Raw genomic sequence first — 25603 nt, 5'->3', positions numbered from 1 at the left:
AACGTTGTTCAATCCCTAAATTGAACAAAGTTCATTTTTCTCGCCAAATGATCGATTTTACCCTATGTGGTGTGTGAAAGCTCACATCTGGCGGGACATCCACCATGTCGAAAGTCGCGGAACGCAAAGCGCGCTTGCACGAACAACTGATCGAAGCTGCCGAAACGCGCATTGAAGCGCATAGTGTCGGACGGCTTCATGCACGCGACCTTGCTGCTGATGTGGGCTGTTCCATCGGCACGATTTACAATCTATTCGATGATCTCGACGCGCTGATCCTGCATGTCAGCTTTCGCACACTGAAGCGCATCGACACGGTTATGGCGGAGTCCATCGCTGATACCGGCGAGACCGAGCCGTTGGCGCATATGGTGACGCTCGGGCGCACGTATTGCGACTTCGCGGTGACAAACCGCAATCTATGGGGTGCGCTGTTCGAGCATGCGCTGCCTGCCGACTATCCCCTGCCCGGTTGGGTGCTGGAAGGGCAGCTATCGCTGTTCCGCCATATCGAGAAGCCGCTGACACATTATATGAAGGGCAGCGACCCAATGTTGGTGGGCCGTACCGCGCGCAGCCTGTTCTCCATGGTTCACGGCATGGTCAGCCTCTCGCTGGAACGGCGGGTGTCCGGCGTGAACCTCGATATGTTGAATGAGCAAACCGAATTTATGATCCGCACTTTTGTCAAAGGGCTAGAGGCTTCTTAGCCCTTCATCGGAAGCCGAACGATGATACCCGCGTTGACGATGACGCTGGTGTGTCCGGACACATCATCGATCACGTTCAAACCGCCGAACACCGGCTCAACCGTCACCTGTCCATAGGGCAGTTCGGCAGCGACTGCTTCTTTATCTATTGCTTCCGGCTTTTGCGCCGCAATCCGCAATTCGATCTGCATGACGCCCGGATCTATGCCGAGTGACTTGAACAGAGTGATAGACGAATGATGGATCGCGTCCTGCACGGCGCGTCGGGCGGCCTTGGTGTAGTCCTCACCATATAGATCGTTGCCTGTGCCCATTTCCAGAATGACACGCTTCAGGGAAGAGGTATGGTTGCTCATGCTGCAACGCCTCCTTCGACCCAGTCTTTGCCTTCAGGCAGATCGAGGAACACGATGATCGCGGCATTGGCCATTACGGTGAACCCGCCCCCGTCTTCCTTCGGCGTGTCCATGCCACCTTTTTCGACACGCACCGTTCGGCGACCATAGGGAAGTTCCGCTGCCACCTTCTCGGTGTCCACGGCTTCGGGGTCCGCCACACCGACGATGATCTCCACCACCATATCCTCGCGGTCGACGCCGAAAGCCTCATAAACCGACAATGAGTTCTGGCGCAGCGCGTTGTGCACGGCGCGGCAGGAAGCCTTGGTGTGGCTCTCGCCTTGCAAGTCTGTGCCCATGCCGAGCTCCATGACCATTCGTTTCAGCGGCATTCTTGTCTCCCAATATAAAAACGGCCCCACCGATGGCAGGGCCGTTTTCTAAAACTGTATCTGCAAAAGCCGCTTATTCGGCAGGCTTCAGGCTTTCCAGATATGCAATCACGTCTGCACGGTCTTCGGCCTTGCGAAGTTTGAAGGCCATTTTCGAACGGGCTTTCTTGTCGTCCAGCTTGGCGCGGAGATATTTGCGCGGATCTTCGAGATAGGCGAACATTTCTGCACCATCCCAAACGAGACCAGCTGCGCCGGCGGCGACGAGATCGTCACCGTAGCGCATACCTTCATATGTGCCAGCGGTGCGACCGATGATGTCGGTCAGCGGTGGGCCGACTTTGACTTTTGCGCCTTCACCAACAGCGTGGCAGCTGGCGCATTTGCGGAAAGTTTTTTCGCCTTCGGCAGCGTCGCCACCGGAGTGGCCGTCAGCGAAAGCCGCTGTGCTGACGAACATTGCGCCCATCAGGGCGGCGGCGGAAAGTGTGGTCTTGAACATTAGGTTCTCCCGGGGGTTTGGTCTGCTCCCTCATTCACACAAGATGTGACGTTGGTGCGAGGAAAGGTCAAGCAAGACCTTAGATATCTTATGAGTGTGACGAACTTATTGCCGAGATTGAGACGGCAGAATGTCACGCTCATATATTAAAACGGATTGGGCGAGAAAACGTTGCAAACAGCAACCTTCACCAGCGCTTTTTTAGATCCCAGACATGAAACAGAAACGCGGCCACCAATGGCAAACCAATGGAAGCCGCCTGCGTCATGGTCGCCGCTGCAGCATCGCTTCTCAAAGCCAATGCAGCAACAAGCGTGACAGCAAATGCGCAGCCTGCGCCCAGGAACGGAAGCAATGCTGGAAATGTCGGGCCACGGCCTGTCGAAGCGCGATACAGCGCAAGGCCCGCCCCTTCGACAATCAAAACGGCCAGCACCATTACCCCGACCCAAGGGCTGGTGGTGAAGTTCAGAAACGCTTGCATCGAAAGACGATGTTACGTTCGGGCCAGACCCAGCAAGTGCCCCATATCTTTGAAGAACACGCGCACATGCGCCATCGGCTCACGCTTCACCAAGCGCTTGTGCATGTAGCTTTCCCAAGTCAGGCGCTGCACGTCTTTGTCTTCGCAAATCTTCACGAAACGCTCCCGACGGCGATCGCCGCCGTACCAAAAATACTGCAGGATACCGAGCACCCAAAACACCTTGCCGTGCTCTTTTAGGAACGCCTTGCGGGCGCTGGCCAGATGTTTGGCATCGCCTGTCTGCAGTGCCAATTCTACGGCTTCTGCACCCATACGACCGCAGGCCATGGCATAGTAGATGCCTTCGCCAGAAGCTGGAGCCACGCAACCTGCAGCATCGCCGATGACGATGACGTTTTTACCATCGTCCCAGCGTTTGATCGGCTTCATGGGAATCGGCGCGCCTTCGTGCCGCACCAAAGGCATGTCGTCCAAGCCGGTGTTGCGGCGCAAATCAGCCACCGCACCGCGCAATGAGAATCCTTTTTTGGCCGAACCGACGCCAATCGACGCTGTTTTGCCGTGGGGGAAAACCCATGCGTAGAAGTCCGGCGACAGTTTGCCTTGGTAATAAACGTCGCAACGGTTCGCCATGTAGGCTGCGTTGTCATTAATGGCCTCGGGCACATCGACGATTTCGTGGTAGGCGAAAACATAAGGTGCAGGCTTCACCTTTGGCATCGCGGTTTTGAGCACTTTGGATTTAGCGCCATCGGCACCGATCACCATGGATGCGGTGATCGTGCGGCTTTGGCCACCTGAATCCTTGTAGCTCACATCAACCGTGCCATCCGCGTTGCGGGTGATTCCATCGAATGTGCCCGTCACGCGGGTTGCGCCATTTTTGGTGGCACGAACACGCAGCCACTCATCGAAATGCTCACGGTCGACCATGCCGACAAAGCCGTTTTCGATGGGCATATCCACGCCCTTGTCAGAAGGCGCAATCATGCGGGCAGAACGAATGCGCGCGCAAATTTGTTCGGCTGGAATATCGAAATCTTCGATAGCGCGGGGCGGAATTGCGCCACCGCAAGGTTTGATGCGCCCTGCCCGGTCCAGCAGCACGACATCGTGGCCGCGGCTGGCAAGGTCGTTTGCAGCGGTTGCGCCAGCGGGGCCACCGCCAACGACCAGGATGGATGTGCGTTCGATTTGGCCTGTCATATCGTAGCCCCCATATTCCAATTTCAAAATAACGGCCTATTCAGCCGCCTGCATTCCGTAAGCATCGGCATCTGCCGCTTGTGTCATGTTTATCTCGCCGCTTGGTGCGACGCGGAAGGCGATGATGGCCGCTACCACGAACAACACCGCTTCGCAGGCGAAGACCGCGCCATAGGCTTGCGGCACCGACCCTGTGGTCAGTCGCGCAATGTCAACGGCCACTGTGCCGGCAAATCCACCAAGACCTACCGCAATCGCCTGAGCCGCGCCCCAGGTACCCATGCGTGTGCCTTCACGTTGTGCCTTGCCCGCGCGGGCCAGGCCCATCATCGAGCCGATGGCGGCAACTGCGAATGCACCATTTGCTATGCCGAGTGCAAAAACATTGGCTTTCAAAGGCCAGTCGCCACCGCTTTGCGCGGCCATGGTTAGGCCTACAAAAGCGATGGCTGATGTGATGCAACCGCCAACCGCCCAAAGGCGCAGCGAGCCGAACTTGAAGGCGCTACCGGCAATCGCAACCACGATCATTCCAGCCATAACACCACCGCTGTGATGGCCCGAAAGCTGGGTGGATTCACCCGGCGTGAAGCCGAAGACCTGACCGGCGAAGGGCTCCAAAATGAGGTCCTGCGCGCTGTAGGCCAGCATCGAAACGAAGACGAAGATAGTGAAGTTGCGTGCCCGGTCGTCCTGCCAGACATCGGTAAAGGCTTCTTTGAAAGAAGGCTTGTTAGATGTCGCAAGAGCGGTTTGCCTCGCGCCTTGCTCGATGCCGTAAACAGCAAGACAGGCGACGACCATAGCGATTGCGGACACCGTGGCGGAGACCATGACAAGTCGTTCTGGCGAATAAGGATCGAGCGCTGCACCGGCAGCAATCGTGGTGACGATGAAGCCTGCGATCATCATGATCCAGACCATCGAAGCCGCAGCAGGACGCCGTTGTGGTGCAACCCGAATGGCCAGAAGCGTGAGCAACGATGTGCCGGAGGCGCCGACACCGATGCCGATCAACGTGAACGCCAAAATGCTAACACTAAGACCCAGCACGAAACTGGTTCCCATGAGCGCCGTTCCAACAGCGGCAAGAACGCCACCGATAGCGAGAATGCCCATTCCGCCGATGATCCACCGCGTGCGGCTGCCACCCATATCCGACCCGTAACCCCAGCGGGGGCGTGACAGTTGAATGGCGTAATGAAAGCCCACCAGCGCACCGGGAATGGTGGCGGCGAGACTGTATTCCACAACCATAATTCGGTTGAGCGCCGATGTGGTGAGAACAACGACTGCGCCAAGTGCTGCCTGAACGAGGCCGAGACGGAAAATACCGAACCAGCCTAGTGGCGCAGGATTAGCTTGAAGCGCGCTCATAATCCGGCGCTCAAAATAGAGCTGATAGCCAAGGCGCTGACCAGCATGCCCGCCACATAAAGCGTGACGCCGTAGAGATTGGTGAAGGCTGCGTTGCGGCGCGGGTTGGCTGCCAGCGAGTCTGCGCGCAACAAATAATAAGAAAAGACAACGAGTTGAAGCAGGACGGCTACGACAATGATTCCGGCATGAACGGGCTTATCCCATGAATACAGAAGCCCGATCACCGCCAGTTGCGGCAGGGTCATCACCACGCTTGCGACACGCGCCGCGTTGGCTGCACCAATCTGCACGGGGATGGTGCGAACGTTCATTTCGCGATCACCCTCGATAGATTTGAAGTCGTTCAACGTCATGATGCCGTGGGCACCGGCGCTGTATAAAATAGCCAAAGTGACAATGCGCCAATCGGGCCATCCGCCGGTCATGACAGCTGCGCCCGTAAACCATGCGAGACCTTCATAACAAATGCCGCAGGCGGCGTTGCCCCACCAACCGTTGTTCTTCAACCGGAAAGGTGGTGCGCTATAGGCGGCTGCAAGCACAAGACCGACAACGGTTGCCGCAAGCACCGCCGGACCCAAAAACCAAGCCATAACAAGCGACAAGACTGTCCAGATGAGCGCAATATAAAGCCCCCAACGACCCGGAACGCGACCGGACGGAATAGGCCGATCCGGCTCATTGATCGCGTCGACATGGCGGTCGTACCAATCATTGATCGCCTGGCTCATGGCGCAGACCAGTGGTCCGGCCAGAATGACGCCGCCGATGGCGAGATGCCAGTTGCCTGAAAGCGCTACGCCCGACGACACGACACCGCACATGAACGCCCACATTGGCGGAAACCATGTGACAGGCTTCAGCAGTTCCAAAACGGCGAGCGGCTGCAGCTTGCCGGGGGCAGGAATACTGGCTTCAACGGCGCTTGCAGGAGTGATGACGGACGGGTTCATGGCTGTACGTTATGATTGACAGTAAAAGTTGTCAATCAAACTGGACAGTTGAAATCACAGGGTGTCCGCTAAGGTTCCTCGTGTAAGCTCCTGAAACAAAAGACCGTTCCTGCGTAACCTTCAAACTTTGCGAAAATGTGCCAAAATTTCAGAAATATCGGCACATTTTTGAGAAAGATCTCACTCGTTTTCAGAATCCCGGGCGAGTTTTGCGTAAAGGCTCTGGCGCGACAGGCCGAGCATTCTGGCGGCTGAAACGCGGTTGCCTTTGGTCAGATCCAAAGCGGTTTCGATGCAGAGTTGCTCGATCATGTGAGTCGTTTCCCGCACGATGTCTTTCAACGGCATGTGACCGACCAGATTGGTAATCTGCTCGTTGGATCGGGTCAGCGCCGTCTCTTCACCCATAGACGTTCCGGCAGGTGCTGCCAGCGGTCGAATGATGAAACCGAGGACATATGTGTCGCGGTGAGGAATACGGGTGGCTGCAAGTTCGACACTTTCCACGCGGCCAAAACGGCTGCGGAGCATGGTGGCGAAACGGCGCACGATTCCATGCTCTTCCACATTGGCGATCAACACATTGCAATCGACGCCGGGACGCTCGAACCAGTGATCGAAAATTGTGCCTTCGGTATCACGCACAGAATCGATGTTGAGCAGATCAAGGAAGGCCGCATTGGTGGCCAGAACCTTGCGATCCGGCGTCGTTAGCACGAAGGCGTCGGGCATCTGCTCGACAATATCCATGACCTGCCGGTCCAGCGCAAAATGACCTGAAGACGACGTGTCACCCCGCGCCATAAGGTGGATCAAAAGATAAGTGCGACGCTCCTGCCGAAACGGAGTGGCGGTCAACGTCAACGCATTGCCATCGCGAAGATGAATGGCGATGTCGTGCTCGCGATCTTCGTCGACCGTCGCGCGCAGCACGTTTTCCAGCAACGCGCTGTCGTCAGTATCGAACAGTTTGGCGAGGGTCTTGTCTTTGGCAGCGGCTGTATCTTCGCCCAACACACGGGCGGCTGCGGCGTTGATGTCGGCAACGGTCAGACCTTCGGCCTCGACCACCAGCTGCGCCACATCTGAAAGCTGGAACATCATACGGTAACGCAATTCGCCAGCGCGCAATTTCGCAAAATCGCGCTCCATGGAAAGCTGCGCGTTCATCAGTTTTTGCTGGAGCACCGCAATGCGCGAAATATCCTGCCCAAACACGATGACCGAGCCATCATCGCCCAGTTGGGCTGCCGAGTAGCGCACGGGCATGTCTTCGCCATGGGGAAGGGAATGATTGATTTCGCGAGAGCGCATAGCACCACCAGCGCGGGCCTCACTCAGCAGCAGCTCAACCTTGTCTTCGCACTCGATAGTGACCGTTTCGGTCAACGGCCTACCGGCCCAACTTCGTCCGCCTGAATTGAACAGGGCTTCGACGCCAAAGGCGGCATCACGAATGATGCCCTGCGCGTCGATTACGAGGGTTACATCGGCAGCCGAAGCTACGATTTTTGCCGTGCGTTCAGGGGCAAGACCTTGAAAAAAGTCCTTGGCCCGCGTGAAATCACCGGCGGCGGTTCGGGAAACGAGATCGTCCAAGACAATCGGTCCTTACGCGTTGTGCCCGCTCCCGGAGGCGTTTGTGATCTTTCCAAAAGGGCCGTGTGCGGCGGCCGGTTCAGGAAGGTTAAGCGGGACCGAATGACCTCGCTCTTTGTTCAAATTCCGTACCCAGCCTCGTCTCAACTTATAGGCTTATGGTGAAGCCCGACTGGAAATTCCGTTTATCTATTAGTCTCTTAGGCGATTTTCGCCTCGCAGTAAACTCTTTAGTGGTCGTCCATTTAGCCCTTAGGGCTATTTCACGAGCTTGTGAGAAACGAGACGTCGTGCCCACAAAACTGCCCGTGTTGCGTCCGGGGCTGTAGCGTCTGCCCCTAATTTTTCTGCAAGTTCCGGCTCTTCAATAAAAGGTGCGCCGCCCGCCATGAAAACGAGTGACTTGTTGGCTGATACTTCCCGCAAACGAGCGACAAGATCCGCGAAGTTCCGGTTGTTGTCGTGGGAGCCTAAAGAAAGGCCAACCACGTCGAATTCATTGGCTGCAACCTGAGATATAATTTCCGCTTCACTCATGCCGACGCCGGAAGTGACGGACCAACCGTAGGCGCGGAAAAACAACTCAACCATTGCGGCGCCAAAAACATGATCGGTGCCGGGTGCGGGTGCCAGAAAAATACTGTTGCTGTGCCCGTGCGGCGTAACCTCAGCTTCCAACTCGCCGTATGAAGCGTGAAGTTGCTGATGCAGCACGGTCATCGCGAGCGTGACCTCGCCAAACGACGACTCGTCATCAACCCATCTGCGACCAAGTTCTACGGCTACAGGTGAAAGCAAGCCGAGATAGAGACCTTCAGCGCTGATGCCTGCCTGACGCAAAGCATCCCAGCGTGCGGCAAAAAGTTTCCCGTCACCATCCAAAGCGGCCACAGCGCAGGTTATGATCTCGTGGGCTTCTATATATATCGCGTCATGCGCTCGTGCCAAAGCTTCGTCGTCCGTCAAATCTTCCCTCTTCGCCATTAAGTTAGATGGTGAAGACGAATTCGTCACGAAATTGTTGGCTTGCGACTTTTCAGCCAAAATTTGCGCACCGGTAATTTCAACCAAATTAGCCGCAGAAGCCCGCGCATCCACCAGCTCCTGCGTGAAAACGAGATTTTCAGCGTTCAGGCGGGTTGCTTCGTTGATGAGCGCGATACGACCCGCAGTTTGACGCAGCAGCAACGTTGGCAAGATAAAATCATGAACGGCGCGGTCGATCATACCTTCGCACTCGTCATGCGGCAGGCCACCGCCAGATCGCGGGTTACGCGGACGACGCTCAAGCGGACGCATGTCGACCGCAGACCGGCTTGGCTGCCGGTTTCTTGCGGATTCACGTCCGGCCATGATGGTGCGCCTGTTGCATAAAGGAGTCCAAGCACGAACAGCGCTATATGACAAGAACTTTGGACGTCAAGTTTACTTGACACTTCCCGCTCAATCCAATTACCTTTCCAACTGTAAGGTAGATTTGACAGACCCCCGCACAGGGCCCGTCAGCAGAGGGACAGACGATGAAGAAGCTGGGAGGCGAGAAGCAGGCGACGGAGCACCAAACCTCCGATGTCGTTGGGCTTTACACACCGGAGCAACGCATCCGTCGCGATGAAAGCCGGTGGACGCTTGTTCAAGGCATTCTCGCACCGGTTCAATTCCTCGTCTTTCTCGTATCGCTCGGCCTTGTCATTCGCACCCTTACTACAGGCGTTGGATACGAGTTGGCTACGGCCTCCATCGTACTGAAAACATTATTTCTTTACGTCATTATGATCACCGGCGCGATATGGGAAAAAGAGGTCTTCGGCCAGTATCTTCTGGCGCCCGCGTTCTACTGGGAAGACGTGTTTTCCTTCCTCGTTCTGGCCCTGCACACCGCTTATCTGCTTGCCTTGTTTACCGGTGCCTTGTCCTCCACCGCGCTGCTCTGGCTGGCCCTCGCCGCCTACGCCACTTATGTCGTCAACGCGGTTCAGTTCATCTTGAAATTGCGTTCGGCCCGCCTGCAATCGGCGTCTCAAGCCGCAGAAAACTCACTGAGGGAATCGGTTTCCGCACTTTCCGCAGGGAGGGCCGTTGCATGAGCATCGCGGTCGATAAAATTCAGCTCCCTCCGATTGTTGGCTGTGGAGAACGTCCGGTTCTGAAAGAACGCGGGCAGCACGAAGTGTTTTGTGGGCTGACGGGAATCATGTGGCTGCACCGCAAGATTCAGGACGCCTTCTTCCTCATCGTCGGCTCACGCACCTGCGCCCACCTGATGCAGTCCGCCGCCGGTGTGATGATTTTCGCCGAGCCGCGCTTCGGCACCGCGATAATGGAAGAGCGCGATCTCGCCGGTATCGCAGATATGCATGACGAGCTGGACGATGTGGTGGCCAAGCTGCTGTCGCGCCGTCCTGAAATTCGTCTGTTGTTTCTGGTGGGGTCCTGCCCGTCGGAAGTCATCAAATTCGATTTGAACAAGGCCGCGCAACGGCTGTCTGTCCGCCACAGCCCTGACGTTCGTATTCTCGACTATTCCGGTTCAGGTATCGAAACGACCTTCACACAGGGTGAAGACGCCTGCCTTGCATCGCTCGTGCCGACGCTGCCCGCCGAACCCGACAATGCACCCGCCGAACTTATGGTCGTCGGCGCTCTGCCCGATGTGGTCGAGGACCAGTTCTCCCGTCTGTTCAAGCAGATGGGCATCGGCGAGGCGCGCTTCCTCCCAGCGCGTCTGGCCGATGATATGCCGCCGGTGGGGCCGAACACATTCTTCCTACTGGCGCAGCCGTTTTTGACCGAAACCGCCCGCGTGCTGGAAAGCCGTGGCGCGACTTTGCTACAAGCGCCTTTCCCGCTTGGCGCGGAAGGCACGACAGCTTGGCTGAAAGCAGCAGCCGACGCCTTCGGCATCAGCGACGAGACATTTGAAAGCGTGGTCGATGCGCCCCGCAGCCGCGCCCGTCGTGCGGTGGAAAAGTTGAAGCCCGCGCTGGAAGGCAAAAGCGTCTTCTTCTTCCCCGACAGCCAGTTGGAAGTGCCGCTGGCGCGGTTCCTACATTCCGAACTGGACATGCGCCTGACCGAGGTCGGCACGCCCTACCTCAACAAACGCCTTCTCGCCCATGATCTGAACGCCCTGCCCGACCATGTGCAGGTGAGCGAAGGTCAGGACGTGGACATTCAGCTGGAACGCTGCCGCGCCGAACGCCCCGACATCACGGTTTGCGGCCTCGGCCTTGCCAACCCGCTGGAAGTTGAAGGCATGTCGACCAAATGGTCCATCGAACTCGTGTTCACGCCGATCCAAGGCTACGAGCAGGCCGGTGATCTGGCCGAACTCTTCGCGCGCCCGCTGAACCGCCGCACACGGCTGGAGGTGTAGAGATGCAGCTTACGGTCTGGACATATGAAGGCCCGCCTCACGTAGGCGCGATGCGCGTTGCAACCGCGATGACGGATTTGCATTACGTGCTGCACGCGCCGCAGGGCGACACGTATGCCGACCTGTTGTTCACGATGATCGAGCGCCGCAAGAAGCGTCCGCCGGTGACATATACGACATTTCAGGCCCGCGATTTGGGCGGCGACACCAGCCAGTTGTTCATGGACGCTGCACGCGAAGCGCAGGAACGCTTTCAGCCAGCTGCGATGATCGTCGGCGCATCCTGCACGGGCGAACTCATTCAGGATGATCCCGGCGGTCTGTCGAAAACCCTCGGCCTGCCCTGCCCAGTCATTCCGCTCGATCTGCCGTCCTATTCCAAAAAGGAAAACTGGGGCGCGGCCGAGACTTTCTATCAAATCGTCCGCACAATCGCACCGCATGGTCCCGATAAGACCGACGCTGAAGGTTCCACGGGCCGTCCGTCCTGCAACATCATCGGCCCAACAGCTCTCGGTTTCCGCCATCGTGATGATGTGCGCGAGATTGTCGGCCTGCTGGAAGCGATGGGCATCGACGTCAATGTCGTCGCGCCGCTGGACGCCTCGGTTCACGATCTGCTGCTGTTGAAACAAGCTGATTTCAACGTCTGTCTCTACCCCGAAACGGGCAAGACGGCTTGCGACTGGCTGAAGCGCTCTTTCAAGCAGGACTACACCAAGACCGTGCCTATCGGTGTCGGCGCTACCGGCGATTTCATGCGTGAAGTCGGCAAGCTGGCCAGCATCGACGAGGCCGAACTGGAAGCGCTGATCGACGAGCAGGAAGTTCGTCTGCCGTGGTATTCGCGCTCCATCGATTCCACCTATCTCACCGGCAAGCGCGTCTATCTCTTCGGCGATGCGACCCACGTCATCGCCATGGCGCGCGTGGCCCAGCACGAGATGGGCTATCAGGTGGTCGGCATGGGAACCTATTCCCGCGAATTCGCCCGCGATGTTCGTGACGCGGCTGAGAAATACGGCGTCGAAGCGCTGATCACAGACGACTATCTTGAAGTCGAAGAGCAGGTGCAAAACCTGCAGCCAGAACTTGTTCTGGGTTCGCAGATGGAACGCCACATCGCCAAGCGGCTCGGCCTTCCCTGCGCCGTGATTTCGTCTCCCGTTCACGTTCAGGATTTCCCCGCCCGCTACTCGCCCCAGATGGGGTTCGAGGGTGCAAACGTCTTGTTCGACACGCTGGTACACCCGCTGACAATGGGTCTCGAAGAGCATTTGCTCGGCATGTTCCGCGAGGATTTCGAATTCAATGACGAAGCAGGTCCAAGCCATCTCGGCCACGGTTCGTCACGCGCTCCTGTACAGACGGAAACCGCGCCAGAGATTGAAATCGAAGCCTCTATCGATTCGGGAGGCGAAACTGTCACCGAACTGCGCTGGACCGTGGACGGCGAAGCAGAACTGAAAAAAATCCCGTTCTTCGTACGTGGCAAAGCCCGGCGCAACACGGAAAAATTCGCGGCCGAACGCGGCCTGGCTGAAATCTCGATGGAGACGCTTTATGAAGCGAAATCCCATTTCAGCCGGTAGCGCCCCCACGTTGAACGTGGTGCTGATCACGCTGGACCATCATATGTCCGGCGCGACCGACGAAGCGCGCGCGCTGCTGACCGCCGATCTTCCCGGCCTCGATCTCACCGTCCATGCGGCGACCGATTGGGGCGATAGCGAAGCCCGTCTCGATGCCTGCCGCAAGGATGTGGCCAAGGCGGACGTTATCGTTGCCTCGATGTTGTTCCTCGAAGACCACATCAAAGCGATTTTGCCGGACCTAGAAGCCCGTCGCGACCATTGCGATGCCATGGTTTGCCTGATGTCCGCGCAGGAAGTGGTGAAACTCACCCGCCTCGGCAAATTCGATATGGGCAAAGATCCATCCGGCGTAACCGGCCTGTTGAAAAAGCTTCGTGGCAAAAACAAGCCGGGCATGCCCAACAGCAAGTCTTCCGGCGAAAAGCAGATGAAGATGCTGCGCCGTCTGCCCAAGCTGCTGAAATTCGTGCCAGGAACCGCGCAGGATGTGCGCTCCTACTTCCTCGCCATGCAGTATCGTCTGGCCGCTTCGCCGGAAAATATCGCCAATCTGGTGCGGATGTTGGTGTCCAAATATTCCGACGGTGCTCGCGCTGAAATGCGCGGTTCGCTGGAGGTCAAAGCGCCCCGCGATTATCCGGAAACCGGCGTCTACCACCCGTCCATCGACGGTGGTGTTTCCGCCGATCCATCGCTTCTGCCACGCCGCAAAGATGCCAAAGGCACAGTTGGCCTGCTCGTTCTGCGCTCCTATCTTTTGGCAGGCGACACCGGTCATTACGACGGCGCCATTCGCGCGCTGGAGGCCAAAGGGCTCAATGTGGTTCCGGTGTTCTGCAACGGCCTCGACAACCGCCCTGCCATGGACCGCTTCTTCGCAAATGGCGTGGCCGAGCCTGAAACTGACGCGCGGATGATCGACGCGCTGGTGTCGCTCACCGGCTTCTCGCTTGTCGGCGGTCCTGCATATTCTGATTCAGATGCTGCCGCTGAGGCATTGGGAACGTTAGACGTTCCTTATATCTCTGCCCACGTCACCGAGTTCCAGAGCCTTTCCAAATGGGAAGCGTCGAAGACCGGCCTGCTGCCCATCGAAAGCACCATCATGGTGGCCATTCCCGAACTCGATGGCGCGACCGGCTCCATCGTCTTCGGTGGTCGTCAGGAAAGTGCCGGTGGCGATACGGCCTGTGTTTGCGCCCGCAAATGCGGCTCCTGCCCCGTCGGTCGGTCTTGCATGCGCGCCCATGACGAGCGTGTCGAAACACTTTCGGCCCGCGTCGCCCGTCTGGTTTCCTTACGCCGCGCAGAACGCGCCGAACGCCGCATCGCGCTGACGATTTTCAACTTCCCGCCGAACGCTGGCAACACCGGTTCAGCAGCCTTCCTTTCGGTCTTTGAAAGCCTGATCGTCACCATGCAGCGCATGAAAGATGCGGGCTACGATGTGGGTGAGATTCCCACCGACGCTGACGCCCTGCGCGAAGCTGTGACCATTGGCAACGCATCTACATATGGCGCGCTGGCAAATGTTCATCACCTTATTTCCAGCGACGACCACGTTCGCCGCGAGACATATCTCAACGAAATCGAAGCCGCTTGGGGACCTGCGCCGGGCCGCGACAACACCAACGGTTCGTCCATCTTCGTACTGGGCAAGCAGTTCGGCAATCTGCTGATCGCGGTCCAACCGGGCTTCGGTTACGAGGGCGACCCGATGCGGTTGCTGTTTGAAAACGGCTTTGCACCAACCCATGCCTTCTCCGCTTTCTACCGCTATCTGCGCGAAGATTTCGACGCACATGCAGTGCTGCATTTCGGCACTCACGGCGCGTTGGAATTCATGCCCGGCAAACAGGTCGGCATGAGCGCGGCATGCTGGCCGGACCGCCTGATCGGCGATCTGCCGAACCTCTATCTTTACGCCGCCAACAACCCGTCTGAAGGCACCATCGCCAAACGCCGCTCGGCTGCAACGCTGGTGTCCTACCTCACCCCTCCCGTCACACAGGCCGGTCTCTACAAGGGACTGACCGAGTTGAAGGCCAGCCTTGATAAGCTGCGGCAGGTGGAAGACGGATCTACCGACGAGGCCGAAGTTCTGGAACTCGTTCTGGCACAGGCAGAGCAGTTGGACCTTGCCGATGGCTTGCCCCGCGATGCGCTGGGTTGCGCCGCCAAACTTTCTAAATCTCTGGTGGAGATGGAACATGCGTTGATCCCCCACGGCCTGCACGTTTTGGGTCGCTGGATGGATGACGTCGAACGCCGCGAAATGTTGTCGTTGATCGCTGATGGTGATGAAGAAGCAGCACCGCTTTCCACCGATGCTCTCGACGCGCTGGCCGCGGGTGAAACACCGGTCGGTGACGACAGCCAAACGGAGCTGATCGGCAAGCTGGTCACGGCCAACCACAATATGTCGAACAATCAGGAGCTCGACGGTTTGATGACCGCACTGGACGGACGTTTCGTTCAGCCTTCGCCGTCCGGCGATCTCATCCGTACACCGGATATGCTGCCGACAGGCCGCAACATCCACGGCTTCGATCCTTTCCGCATTCCCAGCGCCTACGCTGTTCGCGATGGTGCACGGCAAGCTGCGCGGGTGCTGGAGCGCTATCTCGATGAAGACCACGCCCTGCCGGAAACAATCGCGGTGGTGCTTTGGGGCACCGATAATCTGAAGACCGAAGGCGCACCAATGGCGCAAGCCATGGCGCTGATCGGCGCACGCCCTCGCCACGATAGCTATGGCCGCGTGACAGGTGCAGAGCTCATCCCGTTGGATGAATTGAAACGCCCACGCATCGATGTGGTCGCGTCGCTTTCAGGCATCTTCCGCGATCTGTTGCCCATTCAGGCGGCGATGCTTGCGGAAGCCAGCTGGTTGGCGGCGACAGCCGAAGAGGATGTGGCTCAGAACTTCGTTCGCAAGCACGCGCTGGCCTATGCGGCGGAACACGATTGCAGCATCGATGATGCCGCCTATCGCGTCTTCTCCAACGCCGAAGGTGCTTATGGCGCCAACGTCAATTTCCTCGTGTCATCCGGCGCTTGGGATAATGAAGACGAGTTGGCCGACACCTATTCCAACCGCAAAAATTTCGCCATCGACCGCAAGGGCAAGAGCGCCGCGCGACCCGAGATCCATGACAATGTCATGGGTCAAGTCGAGATGGCCTACCAGAACCTCGACTCCGTCGAATTGGGCGTCACAACCATCGACCATTACTTCGACACGCTGGGCGGTATCTCCCGCGCGGTGGCCAAGCAACGTAAAGCGCGTGGCGATGAAACTACGCTGCCGGTCTTCATTTCCGATCAAACTCAAGGCGAAGGCAAAGTGCGTTCGCTTGGCGAACAAGTCAGCCTTGAAACCCGCACCCGCTCGCTGAACCCGAAGTGGTTCGACGGCATGCTGGAGCACGGTTTTGAAGGCGTTCGCGAGATCGAAAATCAGATCACCAACACCATGGGCTGGTCCGCCACCACCGGCGAAGTGCAGCCCTGGGTCTATCAAAAAATGTCCGAGACCTTCGTGCTCGACGACGCCATGCGCGAGCGCCTCGCGCAGCTCAACCCCGCCTCATCTTCGCGCCTCGTGAACCGGCTCATCGAAGCCCACGAACGCGATTACTGGAACCCCGACGACGAGACACTCGATGCACTACAGCGCGCCAGCGAAGAGCTGGAAGACCGCCTGGAAGGCATCGAAACCGAAAGTGTAGCCTCATGAATATTCTCGGCCCGAACACACATTTCAAAGACAAAAGCCGCCCGTTGCCCCCCGGGCTGGACGGCGAAGGTTCGCTGCAGGTGCATCTCGACCCGAATATGGATGTGGGCAACACCAAGGTGTTCGCGATCTATGGCAAAGGCGGTATCGGTAAATCGACGACATCGTCGAACCTGTCGGCAGCCTTCTCCAAACTCGGCAAGCGGGTGCTTCAGATCGGCTGCGACCCGAAGCACGACAGCACATTCACGCTGACCAAAAAGCTGGTGCCTACCGTTATCGACGCGCTTGAAAACGTGAATTTTCATTCCGAAGAATTGCGGACGGAAGACTTCGTTTATGAGGGCTACAATGGCGTGATGTGTGTCGAGGCCGGTGGCCCGCCAGCAGGTACGGGTTGCGGTGGTTACGTCGTTGGTCAGACCGTCAAATTGTTGAAAGAGCACCATCTGCTGGACGACAGCGATGTTGTGATCTTCGACGTGTTGGGCGATGTAGTCTGCGGAGGCTTTGCCTCGCCCCTGCAGCACGCGGAAAAAGCGCTGATCGTCACCGCCAATGATTTCGATAGCATTTTTGCGATGAACCGCATTGTGGCTGCGATTGGTGCGAAATCGAAGAACTATCAGGTGCGCGTTGGTGGTGTGATCGCCAACCGCTCCAAAGGCACCGACGAGATCGACCGTTTCAACGAGGCCGTGGGTCTTGAGCGCGTCGCGCACTTCCCGGATCTCGACGTCATTCGCCGGTCGCGGCTGAAGAAATCGACCCTATTCGAAATGGAAGAATCCCCCGAGTTGCTGGCCGTGCAGACCGAATACCTGAAGCTGGCGCAAAACCTGTGGGACGGTATCGATCCGATGCCGGCAGCCCCTATGAAAGACCGGGAAATCTTCGATTTCCTCGGCTTCGACTAGGAGCGCACGGCAATGGCAAACGTCTCTTTCGAAACCCGCAAAGGCGAGCTGAAGACCTATTTTGGTCAAACGGCTGCCGATAAGTGGGTCGCACTGACCTCGCAAACACCGGTCTCGTATATCCGCGAGACCGTGCGCGCAGGGCGTGAGCAAACGCGTGAGACGTTGCTGGGCTGGTTGCCAACTGAGCTGACCGGCAAGCGTATTTATGATGCCGGTTGCGGAACTGGCGTGCTGGCGGAAATGGCCGCGAAGCGCGGTGCAGATGTTGTTGCGGTAGATATTTCTGCGGCTCTCATCAATGAGGCCAAGCTGCGGTTTGCCGATACAAGTATCGAATTCGAAGCTGGTGATATGGCTGCCGATCGCGGCATGTTCGACCATGTCGTCGCGATGGATTCGCTGATCCACTACCCGCTTCCAGCGATCATGGAACTGCTGGAAGGCTTTGCTGAACGCACTACAGGCTCGATCCTGTTCACCGTCGCGCCTTCTACGCCGATGTTGGAAGTGATGAAATTTGCGGGCAAGTTCTTTCCCAAGAACGACCGTTCGCCTGCCATCGAACCTGTGAAAGAAACCGCACTTCGCAAGGCTGTCGCCGAAGCGACCGGCGCGCTGGCTGACTTTGCCATCGAAGACATGCACCACGTGAGCACAGGTTTTTACAAATCCACCTCCGTCAAACTGGTCAGGAGGGCCGCGTAGCCGTGTCAGCCGACCGCCAACCTTCTCAGCAACCGATGCTCGATTTCTGGCGTAATGTTGGAACGGGCTTTTTGCCGTTTGCAGATGCTGCAAGCGCGGAGTTGCCTTTGGGCCGCCTGCTGCGCCTGTCGCTGTTTCAGGTTGTGGTGGGCATGATTGCGGTGTTGCTGACGGGCACGTTGAACCGTGTGATGATTTTGGAACTCGGTGTTCCGGTCACGCTGGTGGCCGTGATGGTCGCCCTGCCCTTCCTGTTTGCCCCTGCCCGCGCTCTGATCGGCCATAAGTCCGATACGCATAAATCGCTGCTCGGCTGGAAGCGCGTTCCCTATATCTGGTTCGGTACGATGACCGCGTTTGGTGGTCTTGCCATCATGCCTTTTGCGTTGCTGCTGCTGCAGTCGCAAACGCTTGGTCCGACATGGGCCGGACCTGTTGCTGCTGCGGTCGCGTTCTTTGCCACCGGAGCCGGTATCCACACGGTGCAAACCGCTGGCCTTGCGCTTGCGACCGATATCGCGCCGGTCGAAACCCGTCCCCGCGTCGTGGCATTGCTTTACGTCATGCTGCTCGTCGGCATGTTCTTTTCCGCGCTGGCCTTCTCTTGGTTGCTGACAGATTTTTCTGCACAGCGCCTCATCCAGGTCGTGCAAGGTGCCGCTGCGGTAACCATGGTTTTGAACGTCGTTGCGCTGTGGAAACAGGAAGCGCGTCAGCCATCGCAAACTTCGCCGGAACGGGACACTCCCTCTTTTGCTGAAAGCTGGGCCGCCTATCGCGAAGACCCTCGCAGCCTTCGGCTGCTGGTTGCGGTCGGCATGGGCACGTTGGGCTTTTCCATGCAGGACGTTTTGCTGGAGCCCTATGGCGGCGAAGTGCTCGGCCTTTCCGTTTCACAAACCACGCTGCTAACTGCGATGTTCGCCGCAGGAACACTGGCCGGTTTTGCATTGGCCGGCCGTGGCCTTGGCCGAGGGCGCGACCCTTACCGGATGGCAGCCCACGGCACGATGGCCGGTATCGTCGCTTTCACCTGCGTAATTTTTGCAGCGCCTTTGGACTCCGCCAATCTGTTCCGCGTCGGCACCGCGCTTATCGGCTTTGGTGGCGGCTTGTTCGCCGTTGGCACGCTGACCGCTTGCATGGAAATGGCGGACAGATCAGGCAATGGCGCAGGCTCTGGCCTCGCACTCGGCGCATGGGGTGCCGTACAGGCATCCGCCGTCGGCATCGGCCTTGCTGCCGGTGGCATCATTCGCGACGTCGTCGCGGGACTTTCAAATTCTGGAGCGTTCGGGAGCGCGTTCACGGATGCGGCGCTGGGTTACAGCGTTGTTTACCACCTGGAGATCGGAATCTTGTTCGCAAGCCTGATCGCCATTGGACCACTTGTCGGTTGGGCAACCACCGATTCCCCTCGAACCGTAAAGAAGATCGGCCTGGCAGACCTGCCCGGCTGAACATGACTGGAGAAAAACCATGGGTGAAATAGTTGGCAATATCGATGGAGCGCAGATCATTCTGTACGCTTTCTGGATCTTTTTCGCTGGCCTGATCTGGTACCTGCAGGCGGAAAGCCGCCGCGAAGGCTATCCGCTGGAGAACGACCTGACCGGCGACTACAACAAAGATGCGTGGCTACAACTGCCGTCGCCGAAAACGTTCATCTTGCCGCATGGTCAGGGCACGCGGACCTTCCCCGATGCCGGAAACCGCGACACACGCCCAATCGCTGCCAAACGCGCTTCGATGACACCGGGTGCGCCGCTCATTCCTACGGGTAATCCTATGATCGACGGTGTTGGACCGGCTGCGTGGGCAGAACGCCCGGATTATCCGGATGCAATGCCTCACGGCGAACCGAAGATCGTGCCAATGTCTATCGCGCCGGAATTTGACATCGCGGCAAACGATGTTGATCCACGCGGACTGCGCGTCGTTGCAGCCGATGGTGAAGTTGTTGGCGAAATCAGCGACATATGGGTCGACAAGATGGAAAACTATATCCGCTACTTCCAAGTGCAGTTCGGTAAAAACCAGCGTCTCATCCCGCTGCACTTTGCTGTTCAGCGTGAAGCCCGCGGTCGGACACGTGAATATTACGTGCACAACCTGACGGCTGCCCAGTTCAAGGACATTCCAAAACTGGCATCAGCCGAACAGATCACTTTCCTCGAGGAGGAGAAGATCATGGCTTATTTCGGTGGTGGTGAAATGTATGCCATGGCCGGTCGCTCGGAGCCGCTGCTGTGAGCCACGACGACTTCGCCTTTGAGCCCACCCCGGGCCTGCCTGCCAAACTGCCAGACGGTGAACACATCGTCTGGCAGGGCAAGCCGGAAACAGCCGGTGTGGCGCGCGATGCGTTCCACACCACGGCCATCGCCGTCTATTTTGGCGCGCTGGCCGTCTGGCGTCTCGCCACCGGCATTGCCGATGGTCGCGCTGCCATGGAATTGTTCTCCACGGTAACGGCCACTCTGGCGCTTGGCGCTTTGGTGCTGGCGATCCTGTGGGGCATCGCTGTGCTCGTTAAACGCACGACGATCTACACGATCACCAACAAGCGTGTGGTGATGCGGTTTGGCATCGCTATTCCGATCACCTTCCAGTTCCCCTTCCAGCAGATCACATCTGCCGATGTGAAGCCTGTGGCTGGCGGACGCGGTAACATCGCGCTGGAATTGAAAGAGCATACGAAAATTTCCTGGCCGATCCTTTGGCCGCATGTGCGCCCGTGGAAAGTCGGAAAACCACAACCAACCTTGCGGGCGATTGCCGGTGTGGATGGTGTTGCTGAAATTCTGGCCAACGGCCTGCGCGAAGCACACGGCCAAAACGTCACCGTTCAATCGTCCGGCACGAAACAGGAAGGATCCGCACAATCCTTCATGTCGGCTTCGGCTGGAAGCGTTGGCGGACTGCCCGCCCAGTAATGCGGCAAACGATCTGCGCTTCGCATGCACAGTGAGGCGGAAACGTAATACACCTTTACACAGGGGAGGAGAGACCTGTTATGGAAATGAACGAGAAAATTCCCGAAGACCAACGCACCGATAAAATCGAGGGTGTTCATAAATTGCCGCTGTTTGCAGCCGCAGGCGTCGTCATTTTGACGCTATTCGTGGTCATCGGCGCGCAACTTAGTGATGGTGGAAAAGTGAGCCGCGTGGTCGGCGAACCTGTGGAAGAGCGCGCTTTGCTGTTCCGCGATGGGTCGCAAGGCATTGTTCTCGTTCACGATGCCAATTCAAAAGCACTTTTGGCATCTTTTGGTCGCGGTGAAGGCGCATTTGTGCGACAATCCATGCGGGCGCTGATCCACAATCGGCGCATTCGGAAGCAAGACCTTTCCGCCCCTTACGCACTACAGAAGGCGGAAAACGGTCAGCTGACATTGATGGACCCCGAAAACGGTAAATCCATCGGTCTCAACGCTTTCGGCAAAGTCGCCACAGGCAGCTTCGCACCGCTGCTAACGGCGACTGCAATGCCAAAGCCAACCACCACCGGTGGTTGAGAAAAGGGAGCCTGCTATGTTCAACGGATTCATCCGTAAGGAACGTATTGACCTCGATTGCACAGTCGAGATCGTCAACACGTTTGAAAGTTTCGAGGCGCACGTGCGCTTCAATGACGGCACGACCGTCAACCCCGGCGACGAGGTGCTGGTTCACGGCACGCCTATCTCTGTCCCCTATGGCGAAGCTGCAACCTTCGAACGCCGCGCCACGCTGACCCGCGCCAATGCGCTGGAACGGTTCTGGACGCGCGCCACCGGCGACTTCGAATTCATGGAGCTGTGCGAATTCAGCTTCTCCGAAGAACGCCTGACCTAACGCAATTCAACAGGACGGGAGCCCTGACATGAACGCACACATCCATCCCGAGCTTAAAGGCAAGCCGGTCGATCTTTCGTCCCAAAATGCCACCACGAAGATGGCGTATGAAAACACGTTGCTGCAACCGCGCTTCTACACCACAGACTTCGACAAGCTGGACGCGATGGACGTGTCGCTTGTACGCGAAGAATGGGATGCGCTGATCGCATCCATGGCGAGTGACCCGAACCGTGGCCACTTCAAGCGCAACGAAGAATGGGACGACATCAATCTCGACGACGTGCCGGAAGGCCTGCGCAAAGAGTTGGTGGATTTTCTCGTGTCATCACTGACCGCCGAGTTCTCCGGCTGTGTCCTCTATAAAGAGATGAAGCGCCGCGGCACCAACGAAGACATCAAACAGCTGTTCACCTACATGTCGCGCGACGAAGCCCGCCATGCAGGTTTCATCAATGACAGCCTGAAAGACTTCGGTATCGGTGTGAATCTCGGCTTCCTGACGAAGGCGAAGAAATACACGTTCTTTCAGCCGAAGTTCATTTTCTACGCGACGTACCTGTCGGAAAAGATCGGTTACGCCCGCTACATCACCATCTTCCGTCATTTCGAGAAGCACCCGGAAAAGCGGTTTCACCCGATTTTCAAGTGGTTCCAGCAGTGGTGCAACGACGAGTTCAGCCACGGCGAGGCTTTCTCGCTGCTGATGCGCTCCGATCCCAAACTGCTGTCGGGCCACAACAAACTCTGGATCAAATTCTTCCTCTGCGCGGTCTATGCCACGATGTTTGTACGCGACCATGCACGGCCTGAATTCCACAAAGCTGCCGGTCTCGATATCGAAGACTACGACATGAAGGTCTTCGAAATCACCAACGCCTGCACCACCCAGTGCTTCCCGTTGGTGCTGGATATCGATCACCCTGCGTTCCTGCCGACCCTGCGTCGTTTGAACGATGTTGCGATTAAAATCGCAGCTGCATCCGAACAAGGTGGCATCGCAGGCGCGATCAAAACTAAGGCTCTGCAAGCGGTTGCTGCTGCAAACTTCGCGCGCCTCTACGCCATCCCCACCAAGAAAAACGAGATCCCCGAGGTCTCCAAAATGGTTCCGGCCTGGTAGCCGGAAGCAAGGAGAGACGCACACTTGTCCGCCCACCTTTCATACCTGCTGCCGATCGGCTTCGTGGTGACGCTTTGGTACGTCTCCACGGGTGCCGTTTTGTGGTTGGCGCGGGGTGAGAAAAGCGGTGTGCATGTGCGGCTTCTTGGTGTGACGATGATTGCCGCCATGGGTTTTGCCGGAGCCGCCGTCTCTGCAAACAGCGATGCGGCTTGGGCACCTTACGCGGGGTTTTTTGCCGCACTGGCGATCTGGGCTTGGGCGGAGTTTACTTTTCTGACAGGCCTCATCACCGGCCCGCGTAACAGTACCTGCCCTGCCGACATCACGGAACGTCGCCGCTTCCACCTTGCGTGGCGCACGGTGAGCCACCATGAATTCGTATTGGTGGCAGCCTTGGGCGGTGTTTGGTTGGTGACCGCGAACACGGCGCAGCCCGTCGCTTTCTATACATTCGCCGTTCTATGGCTGATGCGGATATCTGCGAAGCTGACGATATTTTCAGGCGTCCCAGCCTTTTCCGCGGACATGATGCCCGCGCCGCTCACCCACCTGCACAGCTACTTCCGCGTGGACCGCATAGGACCGGTGTTCTGGGCGTCGACCCTATTGACGACAGGTCTTTTGGTCGCGGCGGTCGCAGCTTTTCACAGCGACTTTTTCGCCCCAGATCAGCACACGGCGGCGGTTATGATGACGACGTTGATTGCGCTGGCAGCGCTGGAACACTGGTTCATGATCCTGCCCGTCAAAGACAGTGCAATGTGGCGTTGGGCCATGGGTTCAACGCCTGAGAAAACCGCCTCGACCGAGGGCGAAGCACTAAAAAATGTAAGCGCAGCAGAGTGATTTGCGCTAGGATAAATCGACTGCCGGAATGGAGTATTTAACGTGAATTTCGAAGCTTTTTTTGAAACTGAGTTGGACAAGCTGAAAGACGCGGGCAACTACCGCGTCTTTGCAGATTTGGAGCGCCACAAAGGCGGTTTTCCAAAGGCCACACGTTACGGCGAAGATGGCGAAACCAGCGAAGTGACCGTGTGGTGTTCCAACGATTACCTCGGCATGGGGCAGCACCCAACCACGGTCGCGGCCATGAAAGAAGCCATCGACAAATGCGGCGCAGGTGCTGGCGGCACACGCAACATTTCCGGCACGAACCACTATCATATTCTGCTCGAAGAAGAGCTGGCCGACCTGCACAACAAGGAAGCTGCCTTGATGCTGACTTCCGGCTACGTGGCCAACTGGGCTGCGCTCGGCACGTTGGCGTCTCGCATCCCCGGCTGCGAGATCTTCTCCGACAGCGACAATCATGCCTCCATGATCGAAGGCATTCGCCATTCGCGCGCACCAAAGCATCTTTGGAAGCACAACGATCCGGCAGATCTCGACCGAATGCTTTCGGAAGCTGATCCAGACGTGCCGAAGCTCGTGGCGTTCGAGAGTGTCTATTCCATGGATGGCGACATTTGCCCCATGAAAGAAATCCTCGACATTTGCGACAAACACGGCGCGATGAGCTATCTCGACGAAGTCCACGCTGTCGGCCTCTACGGCCCACGTGGAGGCGGCATTGCCGAACGCGAAGGCCTCATGGACCGCGTAACCGTTATCCAGGGCACACTGGGCAAAGCCTATGGCGTCATGGGTGGATATATCACAGCTTCCACCGCACTGATCGATTTCGTGCGCTCGTTCGCATCCGGTTTCATCTTCTCTACCGCCTTGCCACCAGCGCTTGCAGCCGGTGCGACGGCATCTATTCGCCACTTGAAGAGCAGCGAGATGGAACGTGCTCGCCAGCGGAAGAATGTTCGCATTTTGCGCGAACGACTCGACGCCATCGGCCTGCCCCACATGATGAATGAAAGCCACATCGTTCCTGTGATGGTTGGCGATGCGAAGAAGTGCAAATTCATCTCCGATCTGCTGCTCGACCAGCACGGCATCTACGTACAACCGATCAACTACCCAACTGTACCGAAGGGCACCGAGCGGCTGCGGATAACACCTGGCCCACTGCATACGGAAGCTGACATCGACCACTTGGTCGGCGCGTTGTCGGAGCTTTGGTCGCAATGTGCGCTCTCGCGCGCGGTGGCGTAATACCGTGTTGGATGAAGTTCTTTATCTGACGCCGGATGCAGAAGACGCTCCTGAAGTCGACGGTAATGAGTGGCCCCTTCCGGCGACCAATCCGCCGATCATGATTCCCGGAATAGCGGCGGACGATAGCCTTTATCCAATCGAGAAAATCGAAGCGCATGTGCGTGGACTGCATCACCTTGCACTCTCGGTTTTCGTTTTCTCCAAAAACGACGATGGCGAGTTGGAACTGCTGATTCAGCGTCGCGCTTTTGAAAAATACCACTGCGGCGGCCAATGGGCTAACACCTGCTGCACCCACCCGCATTTCGGTGAAGAGGCAAAGCCCGCTGCCAGCCGGCGTTTGACCGAGGAACTTGGCTTCACAGTTCCGATCCACGAGCAGCGCATCGTCGAGTATTCAGCTGATGTCGGTGGCGGATTGTGGGAGCGGGAACGCGTTCACATGTTCCGTGCCGATGTCGAACGCAGCGATGTCGTGCTCGATCTGAATCCAGAAGAGGTGTGCGAAGCGCGCTGGATTTCCGCAGATAATTTGAAGGCTGAAATGCGAGACAAGCCGGGTGATTTCACCCCGTGGTTCCGCATCTACCTCAACCGCTATCCCAACCTCGACTTCTAGATTGCCTA

General features: G+C 57.6%; 25 protein-coding genes. 16 read left to right on the top strand and 9 right to left on the bottom strand.

The window, feature by feature from the left end:
* Positions 1-104: 104 nt before the first annotated feature.
* On the top strand, positions 105-710 hold the full coding sequence (locus R2A130_RS12165; RefSeq protein WP_009758364.1) for a TetR/AcrR family transcriptional regulator: 606 nt from the start codon (positions 105-107) through the stop codon (positions 708-710).
* Here the strand turns inward: R2A130_RS12165 and R2A130_RS12160 are convergent.
* From R2A130_RS12160 to R2A130_RS17665, 9 genes are all read right to left on the bottom strand, one after another.
* Positions 707-1066: a Lin0512 family protein gene (locus R2A130_RS12160; RefSeq protein ID WP_009758363.1), complete on the bottom strand. Its 360-nt coding sequence runs from the start codon at positions 1064-1066 to the stop codon at positions 707-709. The genes R2A130_RS12165 and R2A130_RS12160 overlap by 4 nt on opposite strands.
* Complete coding sequence (locus R2A130_RS12155; protein WP_009758362.1) at positions 1063-1440, bottom strand: Lin0512 family protein; 378 nt, start codon at positions 1438-1440, stop codon at positions 1063-1065. The genes R2A130_RS12160 and R2A130_RS12155 overlap by 4 nt, the downstream gene beginning before the upstream one ends.
* Positions 1441-1513: 73 nt before the next feature.
* Positions 1514-1942 carry a cytochrome c family protein gene (locus R2A130_RS12150; protein ID WP_009758361.1) on the bottom strand — a complete coding sequence of 143 codons (429 nt, stop codon included), beginning with the start codon at positions 1940-1942 and terminating at the stop codon, positions 1514-1516.
* 187 nt (positions 1943-2129) lie between these two features.
* A complete protein-coding gene (locus tag R2A130_RS12145; protein WP_009758360.1) occupies positions 2130-2426 on the bottom strand; it encodes a hypothetical protein in 297 nt (98 codons plus the stop codon).
* Positions 2427-2438: 12 nt separating this feature from the next.
* Positions 2439-3635: a geranylgeranyl diphosphate reductase gene (locus tag R2A130_RS12140; protein WP_009758359.1), complete on the bottom strand. Its 1197-nt coding sequence runs from the start codon at positions 3633-3635 to the stop codon at positions 2439-2441.
* 36 nt (positions 3636-3671) lie between these two features.
* Positions 3672-5012 carry a BCD family MFS transporter gene (locus R2A130_RS12135; protein WP_009758358.1) on the bottom strand — a complete coding sequence of 447 codons (1341 nt, stop codon included), beginning with the start codon at positions 5010-5012 and terminating at the stop codon, positions 3672-3674.
* A complete protein-coding gene (chlG, locus tag R2A130_RS12130; protein WP_009758357.1) occupies positions 5009-5968 on the bottom strand; it encodes a chlorophyll synthase ChlG in 960 nt (319 codons plus the stop codon). Before chlG ends, R2A130_RS12135 begins: the two co-directional genes overlap by 4 nt.
* A gap of 180 nt (positions 5969-6148) precedes the next feature.
* Positions 6149-7567, bottom strand: a complete 1419-nt coding sequence (gene ppsR, locus R2A130_RS12125) for a transcriptional regulator PpsR (RefSeq protein ID WP_009758356.1) — start codon at positions 7565-7567, stop codon at positions 6149-6151.
* A gap of 258 nt (positions 7568-7825) precedes the next feature.
* Positions 7826-8920 (bottom strand): B12-binding domain-containing protein, encoded by a 1095-nt coding sequence (locus R2A130_RS17665; RefSeq protein WP_009758355.1) that lies wholly within the window; start codon positions 8918-8920, stop codon positions 7826-7828.
* A gap of 167 nt (positions 8921-9087) precedes the next feature.
* Between R2A130_RS17665 and bchF the strand changes: the two genes are divergently transcribed.
* From bchF to R2A130_RS12045, 15 genes are all read left to right on the top strand, one after another.
* Complete coding sequence (bchF, locus tag R2A130_RS12115; protein ID WP_009758354.1) at positions 9088-9654, top strand: 2-vinyl bacteriochlorophyllide hydratase; 567 nt, start codon at positions 9088-9090, stop codon at positions 9652-9654.
* The gene (locus tag R2A130_RS12110) at positions 9651-10943 is read left to right on the top strand and encodes a ferredoxin:protochlorophyllide reductase (ATP-dependent) subunit N (protein ID WP_009758353.1); all 1293 of its coding nucleotides are present in this window, start codon (positions 9651-9653) and stop codon (positions 10941-10943) included. Before bchF ends, R2A130_RS12110 begins: the two co-directional genes overlap by 4 nt.
* A 2-nt stretch (positions 10944-10945) precedes the next feature.
* Positions 10946-12535, top strand: coding sequence for a ferredoxin:protochlorophyllide reductase (ATP-dependent) subunit B (gene bchB / locus R2A130_RS12105; protein ID WP_009758352.1), 1590 nt, complete (start codon positions 10946-10948; stop codon positions 12533-12535).
* On the top strand, positions 12507-16277 hold the full coding sequence (locus R2A130_RS12100) for a magnesium chelatase subunit H (protein ID WP_009758351.1): 3771 nt from the start codon (positions 12507-12509) through the stop codon (positions 16275-16277). Before bchB ends, R2A130_RS12100 begins: the two co-directional genes overlap by 29 nt.
* Positions 16274-17194, top strand: a complete 921-nt coding sequence (bchL, locus tag R2A130_RS12095) for a ferredoxin:protochlorophyllide reductase (ATP-dependent) iron-sulfur ATP-binding protein (RefSeq protein ID WP_009758350.1) — start codon at positions 16274-16276, stop codon at positions 17192-17194. Before R2A130_RS12100 ends, bchL begins: the two co-directional genes overlap by 4 nt.
* 12 nt (positions 17195-17206) lie before the next feature.
* Entirely contained in the window at positions 17207-17902 is a 696-nt protein-coding gene (gene bchM, locus R2A130_RS12090; RefSeq protein ID WP_009758349.1) for a magnesium protoporphyrin IX methyltransferase, read from the top strand.
* Positions 17903-17937: 35 nt separating this feature from the next.
* Positions 17938-19362 (top strand): BCD family MFS transporter, encoded by a 1425-nt coding sequence (locus R2A130_RS12085; protein WP_040305678.1) that lies wholly within the window; start codon positions 17938-17940, stop codon positions 19360-19362.
* A 19-nt stretch (positions 19363-19381) separates the two neighbouring features.
* Positions 19382-20155, top strand: a complete 774-nt coding sequence (gene puhA, locus R2A130_RS12080) for a photosynthetic reaction center subunit H (protein ID WP_009758347.1) — start codon at positions 19382-19384, stop codon at positions 20153-20155.
* Positions 20152-20838, top strand: coding sequence for a photosynthetic complex putative assembly protein PuhB (puhB, locus tag R2A130_RS12075; protein ID WP_009758346.1), 687 nt, complete (start codon positions 20152-20154; stop codon positions 20836-20838). Before puhA ends, puhB begins: the two co-directional genes overlap by 4 nt.
* 80 nt (positions 20839-20918) lie before the next feature.
* Entirely contained in the window at positions 20919-21422 is a 504-nt protein-coding gene (gene puhC / locus R2A130_RS12070; RefSeq protein ID WP_009758345.1) for a photosynthetic complex assembly protein PuhC, read from the top strand.
* Positions 21423-21438: 16 nt separating this feature from the next.
* Positions 21439-21741 carry a hypothetical protein gene (locus tag R2A130_RS12065; RefSeq protein ID WP_009758344.1) on the top strand — a complete coding sequence of 101 codons (303 nt, stop codon included), beginning with the start codon at positions 21439-21441 and terminating at the stop codon, positions 21739-21741.
* 28 nt (positions 21742-21769) lie between these two features.
* Positions 21770-22864: a magnesium-protoporphyrin IX monomethyl ester (oxidative) cyclase gene (gene acsF, locus R2A130_RS12060; protein ID WP_009758343.1), complete on the top strand. Its 1095-nt coding sequence runs from the start codon at positions 21770-21772 to the stop codon at positions 22862-22864.
* A 24-nt stretch (positions 22865-22888) separates the two neighbouring features.
* Entirely contained in the window at positions 22889-23713 is an 825-nt protein-coding gene (puhE, locus tag R2A130_RS12055) for a putative photosynthetic complex assembly protein PuhE (RefSeq protein WP_009758342.1), read from the top strand.
* 42 nt (positions 23714-23755) lie between these two features.
* On the top strand, positions 23756-24973 hold the full coding sequence (gene hemA, locus R2A130_RS12050; protein ID WP_009758341.1) for a 5-aminolevulinate synthase: 1218 nt from the start codon (positions 23756-23758) through the stop codon (positions 24971-24973).
* 4 nt (positions 24974-24977) lie between these two features.
* Complete coding sequence (locus tag R2A130_RS12045) at positions 24978-25595, top strand: isopentenyl-diphosphate delta-isomerase (protein ID WP_009758340.1); 618 nt, start codon at positions 24978-24980, stop codon at positions 25593-25595.
* Positions 25596-25603 lie beyond the last annotated feature (8 nt).

The organism is Ahrensia sp. R2A130 (genome assembly GCF_000179775.1).
In the GTDB taxonomy this organism is placed as follows: Bacteria; Pseudomonadota; Alphaproteobacteria; order Rhizobiales; family Rhizobiaceae; genus Pseudahrensia.
Note: the sequence above shows the minus strand (reverse complement) of the source record. Positions and strands in the feature narration are given on the sequence as shown.

Coding starts and splice junctions, on each gene's coding strand:
- R2A130_RS12165 (WP_009758364.1), top strand. CDS start 105: ATGTCGAAAGTCGCGGAACGCAAAGCGCGCTTGCACGAACAACTGATC.
- R2A130_RS12160 (WP_009758363.1), bottom strand. CDS start 1,066: ATGAGCAACCATACCTCTTCCCTGAAGCGTGTCATTCTGGAAATGGGC.
- R2A130_RS12155 (WP_009758362.1), bottom strand. CDS start 1,440: ATGCCGCTGAAACGAATGGTCATGGAGCTCGGCATGGGCACAGACTTG.
- R2A130_RS12150 (WP_009758361.1), bottom strand. CDS start 1,942: ATGTTCAAGACCACACTTTCCGCCGCCGCCCTGATGGGCGCAATGTTC.
- R2A130_RS12145 (WP_009758360.1), bottom strand. CDS start 2,426: ATGCAAGCGTTTCTGAACTTCACCACCAGCCCTTGGGTCGGGGTAATG.
- R2A130_RS12140 (WP_009758359.1), bottom strand. CDS start 3,635: ATGACAGGCCAAATCGAACGCACATCCATCCTGGTCGTTGGCGGTGGC.
- R2A130_RS12135 (WP_009758358.1), bottom strand. CDS start 5,012: ATGAGCGCGCTTCAAGCTAATCCTGCGCCACTAGGCTGGTTCGGTATT.
- chlG (WP_009758357.1), bottom strand. CDS start 5,968: ATGAACCCGTCCGTCATCACTCCTGCAAGCGCCGTTGAAGCCAGTATT.
- R2A130_RS17665 (WP_009758355.1), bottom strand. CDS start 8,920: ATGGCCGGACGTGAATCCGCAAGAAACCGGCAGCCAAGCCGGTCTGCG.
- bchF (WP_009758354.1), top strand. CDS start 9,088: ATGAAGAAGCTGGGAGGCGAGAAGCAGGCGACGGAGCACCAAACCTCC.
- R2A130_RS12110 (WP_009758353.1), top strand. CDS start 9,651: ATGAGCATCGCGGTCGATAAAATTCAGCTCCCTCCGATTGTTGGCTGT.
- bchB (WP_009758352.1), top strand. CDS start 10,946: ATGCAGCTTACGGTCTGGACATATGAAGGCCCGCCTCACGTAGGCGCG.
- R2A130_RS12100 (WP_009758351.1), top strand. CDS start 12,507: ATGAAGCGAAATCCCATTTCAGCCGGTAGCGCCCCCACGTTGAACGTG.
- bchL (WP_009758350.1), top strand. CDS start 16,274: ATGAATATTCTCGGCCCGAACACACATTTCAAAGACAAAAGCCGCCCG.
- bchM (WP_009758349.1), top strand. CDS start 17,207: ATGGCAAACGTCTCTTTCGAAACCCGCAAAGGCGAGCTGAAGACCTAT.
- R2A130_RS12085 (WP_040305678.1), top strand. CDS start 17,938: ATGCTCGATTTCTGGCGTAATGTTGGAACGGGCTTTTTGCCGTTTGCA.
- puhA (WP_009758347.1), top strand. CDS start 19,382: ATGGGTGAAATAGTTGGCAATATCGATGGAGCGCAGATCATTCTGTAC.
- puhC (WP_009758345.1), top strand. CDS start 20,919: ATGGAAATGAACGAGAAAATTCCCGAAGACCAACGCACCGATAAAATC.
- R2A130_RS12065 (WP_009758344.1), top strand. CDS start 21,439: ATGTTCAACGGATTCATCCGTAAGGAACGTATTGACCTCGATTGCACA.
- acsF (WP_009758343.1), top strand. CDS start 21,770: ATGAACGCACACATCCATCCCGAGCTTAAAGGCAAGCCGGTCGATCTT.